Source organism: Streptomyces sp. NPDC049541 (genome assembly GCF_044465725.1).
Classification (GTDB): domain Bacteria; phylum Actinomycetota; class Actinomycetes; order Streptomycetales; family Streptomycetaceae; genus Streptomyces.
Genome location: NZ_JBITLY010000012.1, coordinates 137698 through 151119, shown reverse-complemented (window position 1 = coordinate 151119; position 13422 = coordinate 137698). Strand labels below are relative to the sequence as shown.

Here is a 13422-nt window from a genome sequence, read left to right as displayed (position 1 = left end):
CACAGAAGAAGGAAACCCGCACTCATGAGTCACACCAGAACATCGCTGCTGGCAGCCCTGACGCTGGTCGCCGGGCTGTCGGGAACGGCGCTCGTCGTCGGCCAGGCCGGCGCTGCCACTTCGGCCGTCCCCTGCACCGTCGACTACAAGATCCAGAGCCAGTGGGACACCGGCTTCACCGCCGCCGTGACCATCACCAACAACGCGGCCGCGAAGTCGGCTTGGTCGGTGAAGTGGTCGTACGCCGGAAACCAGAAGATCACCAACTTCTGGAACTCGAGGATCAGCCAGAACGGCGCCGATGTCACTGCGGCCAACGAGAGCTACAACGGCGCCCTCGCGAGCGGCGGCTCGGTCAGCTTCGGCTTCAACGGCTCCTACAGCGGCACCAACAGTGTGCCCGCCACATTCACGCTCGACGGCGTCGCCTGCAACGTCGACAGTGGCGGCGGCACTGGCGGAGGTACCGGGGGCGACACCGGCGGAGGCACTGGCGGAGGCACTGGCGGCGGAGGTGGCGGTGGTGACACCGGCAACCGCGTCGACAACCCCTATGCCGGTGCCAAGGTGTACGTGAACCCCGAGTGGTCGGCCAAGGCCGCCGCCGAGCCGGGCGGCAGCCGCATCGCCGATCAGCCGACCGCCGTGTGGCTGGACCGGATCGCCGCGATCAACGGTGTCAACGGCGGTATGGGCCTGCGCGCCCACCTGGACGAGGCACTGAAGCAGAAGGGCTCCGGCGACCTGGTCGTCCAGCTTGTCATCTATGACCTGCCCGGCCGCGACTGCGCAGCTCTGGCCTCCAACGGCGAACTCGGACCGAACGACCTCGACAAGTACAAGTCCCAGTACATCGACCCCATCGCCGCGGTCATCTCCGACCCGAAGTACGCGGGGCTGCGGATCGCCACCGTCATCGAACCCGACTCGCTGCCCAACCTGGTCACCAACGCCGGCGGCACCCCCACCACCACCGACGCCTGCGTGACCATGAAGAGCAACGGCAACTATGAGAAGGGCGTCTCGTACGCCCTGGACAAGCTCGGCGCCATCCCGAACGTCTACAACTACATCGACGCCGGTCACCACGGCTGGCTCGGCTGGGACTCCAACCTCGGCCCCGCCGTCCAGGAGTTCGCCAAGGTCGCCACCAGCAACGGTGCAAGCGTCAACGACGTCGCCGGCTTCATCGTCAACACCGCCAACTACAGCCCCGTCAAGGAGCCCAACTTCAAGATCACCGACACCGTCAACGGGCAGACCGTGCGCCAGTCCAAGTGGGTGGACTGGAACCAGTACGTGGACGAGCAGTCCTTCGCCCAGGCCATGCGCGACAAGCTCGTCGCGGCCGGCTTCAACTCCGGCATCGGCATGCTGATCGACACCTCCCGCAACGGCTGGGGCGGCTCCGCCCGGCCCACCGGCCCCGGTCCGCAGACCTCCGTCGACGACTACGTCAACGGCAGCCGCATCGACCGGCGCATCCACGCCGGGAACTGGTGCAACCAGAGCGGCGCCGGACTTGGTCAGCGGCCCACCGCCGCCCCCGCTGCCGGTATCGACGCGTACGTGTGGGTCAAGCCGCCGGGCGAGTCCGACGGCTCCAGCTCCGCCGTCTCCAACGACGAGGGCAAGGGGTTCGACCGCATGTGCGACCCCACCTACGGCGGCAACGCCCGCAACGGCAACAACCCGACCGGCGCGCTGCCGAACGCACCGCTGGCGGGGCACTGGTTCTCCGCCCAGTTCCAGCAGCTCATGCAGAACGCCTACCCGCCGCTGTCATGATCCGCTGACGTGGTGACTTCGCCGGGGCCCGGCCGCTGAAGGCCGTGGCCCCGGCGAATCGCGCGCTCCAGGGCGAGCACGCGTGAACGGCCGGCTCGGGTGAGGCCGCGTGTGCTCTCTGTCCCGCGCACTCTCACCGCCCTTCGACCGGCTGGCTGGGGCCTGCTGCCGCAGCTGTCACAGACAGACCGGGAGCCAGACCGTGACGACGCAGTTGGCGATACTCCCGTCGCCGCCGGCGGCCGGTGCCTTTGAGGTGACGTGCGGGGTGAGCGACGCGTGGGCAGCGAACGCGGCCGTCGCCGACTCTGCTGCAAGAGCAAAGACCAGGGCGGCACCAACTGTGATCGTTCGCAGCACGACTTTCTTCGGCCAGTCCATGTGTGTGTTCATATGCTGTGTGTTCATACGGATACCGTGCCCCGAGTCCCGCCACGACTCATCGGAAGATCATCCGAACGGGTCTCTCCAGCTCCGGATCGTCGGCCGTATGTCCCCGGGACCACGCTGTGATCGGGGCCGGCGGAGGTGCAGCGCCCTCCGCCGCGTTACGGCTCGGGCAGGCGCGCGGTAGGACCGGACTCCGACGTGCTTCGACCCTTCGCCGGAGTGGAACTGCGGGCGCCGGTGCCCGCACGAGAGCGCGGCGGACCCGGTCGACTGATGACGTGAGCACGATGGCCACCATGTGTCTGGACGTCATGGGCAATGCGTGGGCGAATGGAGCGCGGGCGCAGATCTGATCGTGCACCAGGGGCCACCGACCAGGAGTGGCGGCTGCGGTAGGCCGAACAGGGCTGCGCCGGACAGGGGGCAGGCGTGCGACGGGCGATGGCGGCTGTGCTGTGTACGGCGGTGGGGAGTGTGCTGCTGGCCGGGTGCACGCCGCCGCAGAAGCAACTGGTGGCGGTCTGGCTGGACGGGACCGGGCAGCCGGTCGCGCGGGTGCGCCCGTGCGGTGACGACCGGGCGAGCGGTGCGCTGTTGCGCTCGTGGGTGACTGACGCCGTCGGCTCGGCCGACTACCCGGGTGACGGCTGGCAGTCTCAGATCCCCGAGGGGTTCGCCGATACGACGTTCCCGCTGTTCGCCCCGCCCCGCTCCTGGCACGTGCGGCGGACCGGGATTCAGAGGATCGTGCGCGGCCGGTCCTACAACCTGTCCTTCACGGTGCATGACGACGACTCCATGAAGTACTCCTCGGAGCTCATGTTCTCCGGCGCAGATCTGACCGCTCTCGAGCCAGGCCAGGTCTGGGCTGGGGATCAGCCCATGAGCCGGGACGACTGGGACGACCTGGTGGACGACCAGTGCTGAGCCTCGGCGAGTTCCTCAGACAGGGGTTCGACGTGACGGTGAGGACGCCCCGCCGACCCGGTTCCCTGCAAAATTGGGTGCGGTCGGCTGAGCTGGGGTGATACGTAAGCGATGTGACAGAGAGTCTTGAGTTTTCCGCCCTGCTGCGACTGATCGACGAGCGGTCGGCCGCGTTCCGGAGTGCGGTTGCCGCCGCGCCCGGCGTTGACGCGCCGGTGCCGTCCTGCCCCGGGTGGAAGCTGTTCGATCTCGTGCAGCACCTGGGCACGGGCCAGCGCTGGTGGGCCGCGATCGTCGCTGCGGGCCCGGCCGAGGCTCCGCCTGCCAAGGATGCCGCGGAGGTGCCGCGCGAGCTCGAGGCACTGCTGGCCTGGTACACGGAGTCGAACGAGCTGCTGCTGAATGCGCTGCGCCAGGCCGGCCCTGAGCGCGGGTGCTGGACATGGTGGCGTGCCGGCGTGTCGCCGTCGAATGCCTGGGGCGTTGCCCGGCGCCGGGTGCACGAGGTGCTGGTGCACACCTACGACGCCCAGCTCGCCGCAGGCGCCGTGCAGCCGATGCCGCCGGACGTGGCGCTCGACGGAGTGGCCGAGTTCTTCGACACCTGCAACTCCACCCCGGCGGCCTGGCCGCACGAGCCCGCCACCATCCACTACCACGCCACCGAGGGCCGCTCCTGGCTCCTCACGCTGGACGGCACCGGCGCCTGGCCCGCACCCCTCACGGCCGACGCCGCGCCCCCCTCCGCTTCGGCCACGGGCACGGCCGAGCAGCTGCTCCTCTTCGTCTGGGGCCGCCTCACGCTGAGCGACCTGAAGATCGAGGGTGACCGGCAGGTGTTCGAGCAGCTGATCGCCTGGGACCCCGAGGAGTAGCCCGTCGATACGGCGGTGCATGGTGCTCCTGTGGGCGTCGCCGAATCGCGTGGAGGCCGCGCGGTCGGCGTCAGTGGACCGGTTCGGGACGGTCGGCACCCGGGTGCCCGGCGCCCAGGTGGGCGGTGAGGAAGCGGGCGGTGCGGTCGAGTGCGGCGTCCGCCTCGTCGAGGCGGCCGTAGTGGTGCTGAAAGACGTGAGGGAGGCCGGGGCCGACTTCGAGCGTGACCTCGACGCCGTCGGCGCCCGCGCGGCCGGCCAGCCGGACCGCGTCGTCGAGCAGCACCTCGTTCGCCCCGACTTGCACGAGGAGTGGGGGCAGTCCGGTGAGGTCGGCGAACACCGGGCTGGCCAGGGGATGCGCCCGGTCGCCTGCGCCGACGTAGAGATCGGCGTAGGCGCGCAAGTCGGCCCCGGTGAAAATGGGGTCGGCGCTCTCCTTGGAACGGATGCTTCCGCCCGCGAGGGTGAGGTCGACCCAGGGGGAGAAGACGACCACGGCGGCTGGTTGCGGCAGCCCGGCCTCCCGGGCCGCGAGCAGCGTGGCGATGCTCAGACCGCCACCGGCGGAGTCACCGGCTATGACGAGGTCCCGTGGGTCGGTACCCGCCGCCAGCAGCTCGCGATAGGCCGCGAGCCCGTCGTCGACGGCCGCGGGGAAGGGATGCTCGGGCGCCAGCCGGTAATCCACCGACATCGCTCGCAGCCCGGCGCGGCGGGCCAGTTCACCGACCAGCCCTGCATGGGTGTCCGGTGAGCCGACGACGTAGCCGCCGCCGTGCAGGTAGAGCAGCCGTCCGCGGCCGGAGACTTCGGCCGGCTCCAGCTCCAGGGTCGGCTGCCCGCCGAGGGCGGTCCTGCGGGTGACCACGCCCTCCGGCGCGGGGCGGGTGAGAGCTGCGGTGAAACCGCTGCGCTGCTGCTCGAGAGTGGGCCGCTCCTCGCCGCGAGGAGCGGAACGGAGCATGGCGTCCAGGGCGTCGCGCTGCTGTCGGGACATATCAGGCCTCCGGGTCGGGGTGCGAGGATGGATTCCTGGGAATCCATCTGTCGTAGTCCAACCGGATTCCAAGGAAGATGATTCCTGGGAATCTACTGGAGGTTCTGTGAGCCACGTCACCTCGATCTTCACCGACCTCGTCCGCGTCGAGACCCGGCTCTACAACGCGGTGAGCGCCCGGCTGCGTGCCGAACACGGGTTGAGTCTGGGGCAGTTCGAGTTTCTGGAGATCATCGACCGTGTCCCGGGGTGCCGAGTGCTCGACATCGTGGGCGAACTGGCGATCACCGTGGGGGCCGTCAGCAAGGCGGTCGACCGGCTGGTGGCCGCGGGCTGGTGTCTGCGGGTCGCGCACCCCCAGGACCGCCGCTCGTCCGTTCTTCGCCTCACATCCGAAGGCGAGAAGCAGTTGGCCGCCTCCCGCCCCATTGTGGAAAGCGAACTCACCTCGCTGACCGCGCCGGTTCCCCCTGACGAGCTGACGCGCATCGCCGCAACCCTGGCCACCCTTCGCGCGACTCTCGAGGCGGGCTCCCACGGCCGGCCGGGCTGAGGGGACGAAGAACGGCGAGCGGGTGGGCGGCGGGCGACGGCAGGCGCGGACGCCGACCTCTCCATGAATTCCCTGTGCATTGACTGTGCATATACTCTACGTGCCGAAATGTTCGAGGGGTGATGAACGGAGTCTTGCCCATTAAAGGCAGCCCCAGGGTGTTTTCAAGGCTTCTTCTCGTTCCGGTGAGAACTTCCTTGAATATGGCTGCTTTGGCGTAGGGGATCCCCGCGAATGACGAAGACTGCCGCACATGGCTACAACAGTCCTCGACCCGACCGCCCACGCCGGCTCGATCCGTCGCGCGCCATGGAGATCGCCGGTGGGCCAACCGGCCTACGCGCGGCCCGCTCTCCTGGTCATCACCGTGCTCGCCGCCACGCTCTATGCATGGGGGATCGACCACAGCCAGTACCACACGTTCTACGCGAACGCCGCGCGCAGCATGACCGAAAACTGGAAGGCGTTCTTCTACGGTTCCTTCGACCCGGGCAATTCCATCACGCTTGATAAACTGCCTGGATTCCTCTGGCCGCAAGCCATTTCAGCCCGCGTTTTCGGATTTCATCCCTGGGCGCTGACGCTTCCTCAGGTGATCGAGGGAGTGGCCAGCCTCCTGGTGCTCCACCGGGTGGTCCGCCGCTGGGCCGGGGTCAACGCGGCGCTGATCGCCGGCACGGCGTTCCTGGTCACGCCGGTCGCCGTGGGGCTGTTCCGCACCGCGGTGGAGGATCCGCTGTTCACGCTCTGCTTGCTGCTGGCCGCGGAGGCCACCCAACGCGCCGCGGAGGCAGGCAGGTTGCGTCCGCTGGTCATGGCGGGGGTATGGGTCGGCATCGGCTTCCAGTCCAAGATGCTGGAGGCGTGGGCGGTGCTGCCCGCGCTGGCGCTGGTGTACCTGATCTCGGCGCCGATCGTGCTGCGCAAGCGGCTGGCGCACCTCGCCGTGTCCGCCGTCGTGATGGCCGCGGTCTCCTGCTCCTGGATGCTCGCCGTCACTCTCACCCCGGCCAAGGACCGGCCCTATGTGGACGGCACCACGAACAACTCCGCTTTCAGCATGGTCGTGGGCTACAACTTCCTGAACCGCTTCTCGTCACTGGGGATCAGCGCCGCCTCCACCGGCAGTGTCAGCGCCACCCAGGGCGGCGGCCACGGAGGCGGCCTGCGCGGCGCGACAGGCGCCCCGGGCGCGGGCCAGAACGCGGGCGGCCGGTACGGCGTGGCCCAGAACGGTGGCCAGTCAGGAGCGACCGCGCCCAGCCTGCCCGGCACGGCTGGGACGGGACAGCACTCGGGCGCGGGCCACCGCGGTTCGGGGGCGCACCGCCGTGGCGCACAAGGCGGCTTCGGAGGTGCCTCCGGTTCCGGCTCCGCCTCGGGTCAGTACTTCGGTTCCGCTTCCGCTTCCGGGCAGTGGGCCGGAGGTGCCGCTCGGCAGGCGGGCGGGCAGCAGTCGGCCGCCGGGCGCGGTGGCCTGCAGGGCCATGGCGGCGGTTGGGGCGGTGACCAGAACGGCTGGTCGAAGATGTTCGGCTCGTCGCTCGCCTCGCAGACCGGCTGGCTCTACCCGCTGGCCGCCATCGCCATCGCCTGCGGCCTGTGGTGGCGCCGCGGCAAGCACCGTACGGACCGGATCCGCATCGGCTTCGTCATGTGGGGTACCTGGCTGGCCACGTACTTCCTGGTCTTCAGCGCGGGCAGCGTCGGCGGCCACACGTACTACATGGGCGTGATCGCGGTGCCGCTGGCGGCGCTCGCCGGCGGCGGTATGAGGCTGCTGTGGCGCGCGTACCGGGCCGGTGGCCGCCGCGCCTGGGTGCTGCCCGGCGCGGTCGCCGCGACGGCCGCGTGGGGCGCGTACATAGCCAGCGGGTTCCCGGCCTTCCTGCCGTGGCTGGCCCCCGCCGTGGGCGTGCTCGCGGTGGCCGCCGTCGTGCTGCTCGTCCTCGCCCGCACCGGCGTCCGGTCCGGCGGGCGGCTGGCGCTCGCCGGTCTGGCCGCGTCGCTGGCGGCGGTGCTGTTCGCGCCCAGCGCGTGGGCGGTGCAGGTGTTCAACCCGTCGTACGGCAGCTCCGGCATGGGATCGGTCGGTCCGTCCGGCGGCAGGGGCGGCGGGGGAGGTGGCCACGGCCAGTCGAGCCTGGCGGCCGGCCGAATGGGCCAGTTGCCGTGGGGCGGCACGGCGGGCGGCGCTCGCGGCAGGGGCACGGCGCACGGTGGCGGCATGGGCGGCTTCGGTGACAGCAGCGGCCAACTGACCGCACAGCAGCAGAAGTTGCTGGATTACACGACCGCCCACCGCGGTTCCGCGCCGTACGTGTTCGCCACCACGAGCTGGAACGGCGCCTCCCCGTACATCCTCGCCAAGGGCGCCGACGTGCTTCCGCTCGGCGGCTTCACCGGTCAGGTGCCGTTCCCCACGCAGAGTCGGTTCCAGCAGTTGGTGAACTCGGGCAAGCTCAAGTACGTACTGGTCAGCGGGGGCAGCCGGGGCATGGGCGTGATGTTCGGCAACAGCGCCGCCGGTACGACGAGCACCACACAGATCACCAAGTGGGTCGAGTCCACCTGCACCGTGGTCCCGGCCTCGGCCTACGGCGGAACGCAGTCGTCGGCGGCTGCAGCCAACGGGTTCCCCGGACCCGGTAGGGGCGAGACCGGCGCGACGCAGACGCTCTACCAGTGCGGGAGCACCCCTTAACCGGGCCTGGCAGGGGCCGTGCGCATGCGTCACCGGAGCACCTCGGTGCTCCGGTCGGCCGTGAGGTCGGTGAGGAGGGCGAGCGCAATGAGCAGCGCCATCGCGACGAGGAGTCCGCTCGCCCGGAGCGGCCCGAGAATCCCGGCTTCAATGCTGAAGGTGGCCGCAGCGGACGGGGCCGACTGCGGCGCCCAGGTTGAGCACCGCAGTCGCATACAGCCGGCCATTGTGAGGGCTCCCGCAGGCTCGCAGAGGACGCGTCTAATCAGCGTGCTGCCCGGCCTGAACGACAGTGCCCCCTGCGCGAACAACAGGACGAACAAGGCGACCGGCTCGTCGGCCGGCACGGCCAGGGGCCGCCAGCCGATGAGCAGCAACGGCCCGGCGACCGCGATGATAGACGCGGACGCGTGTCGGACAGTCGGTCGGCGACGGTGACGCCGACGAAGGATCCGGCACCGCAGAGCACCAGAGCGACAGAGACCCACAACTGGCCTAGCCCGGCACTGCCGGTCACCACGGGGGCGAGGAAGGTGAGGCTTCCGAACGTTGCCGCGTTCACCAGCGCGCCGAGCAGCATCACCAGGATCAACCGCGGCCTGGTGAGCTGGGCGAGCTCTGCTCGCAAGGCTGGCCTGTCAGTCGCCTCGTCCTCGTCCTCATCACGTCCTGCTGGGACTCCCTTCAGGATGCCGAGAGCTGCAGGCAGGCAGAGAGCGGCGACAGCCCAGAACGTGGCCCGCCAACCGAGCACCGTGCCGAGGACGGAACCACCAGGGACACCGGCGAGCGTGGCCATCGTCTTGCACCGGACACTGGCGTGCGAGGTTGGCCAACCCATGCGGCAAGAACCGGCCAATCCAACCAGTGGCACCTCACCTCACGTCCATCCGTGATCGCTGTATGAGGCGTTCCGTGAACTGGTGGAGCATCATTCCGGCCACGAGGTGAACAGAAGCGTTTTCTGGCCGTGTTCCACTACGCGGAACCTGGCGTGTGCATGTTCGATTAGGGTGATCATGCCCCGAGCAGTGGCTCAGACCACCACATGTTCGACGGCCACAGCGCGACCGGCTACGGGGCGGCTCCCGTACTCCGAGCTCATCCTCAGGGGGGTCCTGTGCATTCGAAGCGTGCCGTATCGAAGAGACGCATTCCGGAGAACGGCGCATACCGGAATGCCGAGTCCACCATTCAGCACGGCAAGTTCGCGAGCCGTCTCAAAGAATTCAACGCCAGGGCCGAGTACGTCAAGCAGACCGCTGCCCGGGCGAAATCAGGCTGAATATCTGGTGCCGTCCACCGCAGCCAGTTGTCGGTGATTGTGGCGGCGGCCTGCTTCATCCGCCGCGGATCTGCACTCGCTGCTACCTCCGGTCCTTGCGGCCTCGCCAACGCCACCCTGAGCGCCGTCATGGAACGGATTGCTGAGTTCGTGCTCTGACGCGCCCTTGGAGCCGGCGCCAGGCATTTCACCATCTCTCCACCGGCCTGCTCGCCGGTTTGCACCCTTCCTGACGCACCACCACCTCACTCATCCGCGTACCCGCACGAGAGGACACAACGTGGCAGACGAACAAGTGCTCAGAGCCCAGAAGTGGGTGAACTCCACCTACAAGGGCGTCACCGGTTACGTCGCCTGCCCTGAGGACGGCCACACCGGCTGGGGGACCATGTACTCCCTCATCATGGGCCTCCAGCACGAGCTGGGCGTCAGCCCGGTCGTCGCTTCGTTCGGCCCGGGCACCTACGCCAAGTTCGACGCCCTCGGCAACATCGGTTTCAACTGGGACAAGAACCGCAACATCGTCGCCATCCTCCAGTACGGACTGTGGTGCAAGGGCTACTGGGCGGTCGAGCCGGGCAGCGAGGGCTGGTTCACCGGCGTCACCCGCGACGCCGTCGCCAAGCTCCGCGGCGACATGGGCATCGGCGGCGACGGCGTGATCAACGCCAAGACAGCCAAGGCCATCCTCAACATGGACGCCTACGTGGTCGTGGCCGGCGGCACCGACGGCATCCGCTCGATCCAGCAGTGGCTCAACGGCCGCTACTGGGACCGCAGCGCCTACTACATCGGGCCGTGCGACGGCATCTACTCGCGCGACGTCCAGAAGGCGCTGATGATCGCCCTCCAGTACGAGCTGGGCATCGCCTCGCCGAACGGCAACTTCGGCCCCGCGACTCAGTCGGGCCTGCAGAACCACACTCTCACCCAGGGCGCCTCCGGCGTTTTCGTCCAGCTCTTCTCCGCCGCGTGCCTGTTCAACTCGCCGACGTACGACGGCAACGACAACCCGGTCACCACCACCTGGCGGTCCAGCTTCGACTCGGGCCTCGCCGAATGGGTCACGGTCTTCCAGCAGTTCAACAAGCTGACGGTCAACGGCCAGGGCGATTACGAGACCTGGGCGCAGCTCCTCGTCTCGATGGGGGACCCGGACCGCCCGGCGGCCGGTTCGGACACGCGCTTCGAGATCACCGCCTCGCGCGCCAAGTGGCTGTACGCCAACGGCTATCGCTACGTGGGCCGCTACATCTACGACCCGCCGAACTCCACGCTCGACAAGGAGATCAAGCCGGGCGAGCTCGACACCGTCTTCGCCGCCGGCCTGCAGGTGTTCCCGATCTACCAGGACAACGCCCGTCAGCTGTCCGACTTCACGTACACCAACGGCTACCAGCACGGGCTCAACGCCCACAAGCACGCCTCCGACTACGGCTTCAACCGGGGCACCACCATCTACTTCGCCGTCGACTACGACGCCACGGGCGAGGAGATCGAGAGCGCGGTCGTGCCCTACTTCCAGGGCGTGCAGGCTGCCCTGGCCAGCCAGGGCAAGAAGTACACGCACGGCGTGTACGGCTCACGCAACGTCTGCACGATCGTCAGCAACAAGACGTTCGCGCGCTTCTCCTTCGTCTCCGGCATGTCGTGGGGCTTCTCCGGCAACCTCGGCTTCCCGATCCCCCGGAACTGGTCCTTCAACCAGATCAAGGAATTCAAGGTCACCAACGGCAGCGACACCTTCGACCTGGACCGCGACGTCGTCTCCGGGCTCGACCGCGGAGTGTCGTCGGTCAATGACAAGGGCGGACCGGCCGATGACTTCATCGTGTACATACAGAAGCTGTACGACCTCGCCGGCTCGTACGGTGCCACCGGTCAGAAGCGCAGCCGGCTGGTCATGGAGTACATCCGCCACTACGCCTACGGCAACCGGGGCACGGCCAACAAGCTCGGCTGGTGGTACCTGATCGGGTCGTACGACTCCGGCTTCGTCGACTACTGCGACAACCACGGCATGAGCATCAAGGGATCGTTCACCGACCCGTTCACGGGCTACCAGCTCGGCTCCGAGCACATGATGGCCACGGCCAACGCCCACCTGTTGACGAACCAGCCGGACAACAAGAAGTCCGCGAACGGCGGCGACGTCGGTGGCTGGGCCGGTGACCTGATGACCTTCTGGGCCGACTGGCGCAACTCCGAGCAGCAGTACGCGGACCCGCTGAAGTTCGCCCACGACAAGCTCGGCGTGCCCGGCGTCGCCTCGTCCTTCGGCTTCGACGACCTCGTCGAGGACGCGGACGGCTATCTGCTCGCCAGGGCGGTGCTCGGCGGCAAGAACATCGTCGACGCCGTGAAGGACCACTACAACGGCAGCGGCGGCCTGACCCGCTTCAACGACTACTTCACGGGGCGCTGGGGCAGCGCCTCGGACTGCAAGGACTCCGCCCACAACGCCCTCACCGCGCTCGACGGGACCCTCTCGGTCGCCCAGGCGTACCTCATCACCGGCGCGGGGGCGGCGCTTCCGTCCGACTACCAGAACCTGCCGGGCGGCTACGACAAGCTCAGGAACTTCGAGCAGGGCTTCGTCGACGCACTGCTCGCCCGCATGGGAACGGAGAAGCGGAAGCTGTCCGTGTACAAGGAGAACCACGCGCGCTATCTGAAGGCGGCGCGCGCCCGCGGAAGAAGCTGAACGCAGCACAGAGCCAGGCAGAAGGCATGAGGGCATGAGGGCATGAGGGCATGAAGGCACTAGGACTCCTCGCGGTCATCGCCGTACTCGGCGCATGGCTGGTGTGGAACGCGTGGAACGTGTTCCGCCTCGTCACCGGCGTACGGGACGGCTCGTGGCGGCGGCCCATGTGGTGGACGCGCCTGTGCTCCGTCGCGCTCTTCGCCGGCGTCGCCGCATGGATGCGAGGCCTGTTCGCCACCGGCCTGGACACCCGCAAGACCTGTCTCTTCGTCCACCATGAGCGCTACGACGAGGCGTACCGGCGTGCTCATGCCGCCGAATTCGACAAGATCTTCCCGCTGCACGACATGTGCAACGCGCACGCGGACCTGGTCCCCGCCTGGGTCAACCCGACGATCGTGGTGTGCGGAGTCGTCGCACTGGCCGCCGCTGCGGTCCTTCTTGGGTTCGTGACCGCACACGCCATCAGACTTTCCCAACCTGCGAGAAAGGAGCACCAGTCATGACCTTGACTGGTCTGTCACGCCGACGCTTCATGGGCGCCACGTCCTCGGCCGCCGCCACCGCGGCGCTCATCAACGTCGGTGGTGCGGGTACGGCTGTGGGCGCCACGGGCAAGAGGGCTGAGCCGCATGCCTGGAAGGAAAGCAAGTCCCGCAACGGCTGGCCCGTCCTCGCGCAGGCCCCCAGCCACCGTATCGAGGGCAGCAGCCAGAAGGTGCGCCTGGCGGAGGGCGACGCCTCGGTGATCCTCCTCCATGTCGCACGCCGCTTCCACTACGAGATCGACTCCCTGAGAGCGGGGGACGTGCAGGGCTGGACGACCGACGCGGGCGTGGCGCAGCCCTACGAATCGAACTACCTGTCGGGCAGTGCCCTGGCGATCCGCCCGCTCTGTTACCCCAGCGGTTCGAAGGGCAACTTCTACCCGAACGAACTGGTGGTCATCCGCGACATCCTCACCGAGCTCGACGGCACAGTGGCCTGGGGCGGCGACTTCGCGACACCCAAGGAATCCCACTTCGAACTCACGCTCCGCCCCGGCCACCCCCGCCTCAAGGGCGTGGCCCGCAAGGTCCAGGGCTGGCAGACGGGCCCCGGCAACCACGGCGCGGGCGCGACCGACGCCTTCGACCCGCGCCGCCGCAAGGCGGCACGCGCGTTCGAGCGACGCACAGCGAACTGAGCCGGCT

General features: G+C 68.7%; 10 protein-coding genes and 1 pseudogene. 8 read left to right on the top strand and 3 right to left on the bottom strand.

Annotation, left to right across the window (positions count from 1 at the left end):
- The first annotated feature begins 24 nt into the window (after positions 1-24).
- On the top strand, positions 25-1788 hold the full coding sequence (locus tag ACIBW9_RS35520) for a glycoside hydrolase family 6 protein (RefSeq protein WP_398961117.1): 1764 nt from the start codon (positions 25-27) through the stop codon (positions 1786-1788).
- A 177-nt stretch (positions 1789-1965) separates the two neighbouring features.
- Here ACIBW9_RS35520 and ACIBW9_RS35515 read toward each other — a convergent pair whose 3' ends face one another.
- Positions 1966-2169, bottom strand: coding sequence for a hypothetical protein (locus ACIBW9_RS35515; protein WP_398961116.1), 204 nt, complete (start codon positions 2167-2169; stop codon positions 1966-1968).
- A 450-nt stretch (positions 2170-2619) separates the two neighbouring features.
- On the opposite strand from ACIBW9_RS35515, the gene ACIBW9_RS35510 reads away from it, so the two are divergent.
- The gene (locus tag ACIBW9_RS35510; protein ID WP_398961115.1) at positions 2620-3105 is read left to right on the top strand and encodes a hypothetical protein; all 486 of its coding nucleotides are present in this window, start codon (positions 2620-2622) and stop codon (positions 3103-3105) included.
- A gap of 113 nt (positions 3106-3218) precedes the next feature.
- The gene (locus ACIBW9_RS35505; RefSeq protein WP_398961114.1) at positions 3219-3980 is read left to right on the top strand and encodes a maleylpyruvate isomerase family mycothiol-dependent enzyme; all 762 of its coding nucleotides are present in this window, start codon (positions 3219-3221) and stop codon (positions 3978-3980) included.
- 70 nt (positions 3981-4050) lie between these two features.
- On the opposite strand, the gene ACIBW9_RS35500 is transcribed toward ACIBW9_RS35505, so the two are convergent.
- Entirely contained in the window at positions 4051-4980 is a 930-nt protein-coding gene (locus ACIBW9_RS35500; protein ID WP_398961113.1) for an alpha/beta hydrolase, read from the bottom strand.
- Between the two features lie 106 nt (positions 4981-5086).
- On the opposite strand from ACIBW9_RS35500, the gene ACIBW9_RS35495 reads away from it, so the two are divergent.
- Entirely contained in the window at positions 5087-5533 is a 447-nt protein-coding gene (locus ACIBW9_RS35495; RefSeq protein ID WP_398961112.1) for a MarR family winged helix-turn-helix transcriptional regulator, read from the top strand.
- A 253-nt stretch (positions 5534-5786) separates the two neighbouring features.
- The gene (locus tag ACIBW9_RS35490; RefSeq protein ID WP_398961111.1) at positions 5787-8237 is read left to right on the top strand and encodes an ArnT family glycosyltransferase; all 2451 of its coding nucleotides are present in this window, start codon (positions 5787-5789) and stop codon (positions 8235-8237) included.
- A 29-nt stretch (positions 8238-8266) separates the two neighbouring features.
- Here the strand turns inward: ACIBW9_RS35490 and ACIBW9_RS35485 are convergent.
- Positions 8267-9039 (bottom strand): annotated as a pseudogene (locus ACIBW9_RS35485) (MFS transporter); the annotation flags it as partial.
- A 763-nt stretch (positions 9040-9802) separates the two neighbouring features.
- Here ACIBW9_RS35485 and ACIBW9_RS35480 point away from each other — a divergent pair.
- From ACIBW9_RS35480 to ACIBW9_RS35470, 3 genes are read left to right on the top strand one after another with little or no spacing between them, the layout of a single operon-like run.
- Complete coding sequence (locus ACIBW9_RS35480) at positions 9803-12226, top strand: glycoside hydrolase domain-containing protein (RefSeq protein ID WP_398961110.1); 2424 nt, start codon at positions 9803-9805, stop codon at positions 12224-12226.
- Between the two features lie 50 nt (positions 12227-12276).
- On the top strand, positions 12277-12735 hold the full coding sequence (locus ACIBW9_RS35475; RefSeq protein ID WP_398961109.1) for a hypothetical protein: 459 nt from the start codon (positions 12277-12279) through the stop codon (positions 12733-12735).
- Positions 12732-13415, top strand: a complete 684-nt coding sequence (locus ACIBW9_RS35470; RefSeq protein ID WP_398961108.1) for a hypothetical protein — start codon at positions 12732-12734, stop codon at positions 13413-13415. Before ACIBW9_RS35475 ends, ACIBW9_RS35470 begins: the two co-directional genes overlap by 4 nt.
- The last annotated feature ends 7 nt before the right edge of the window (positions 13416-13422 follow it).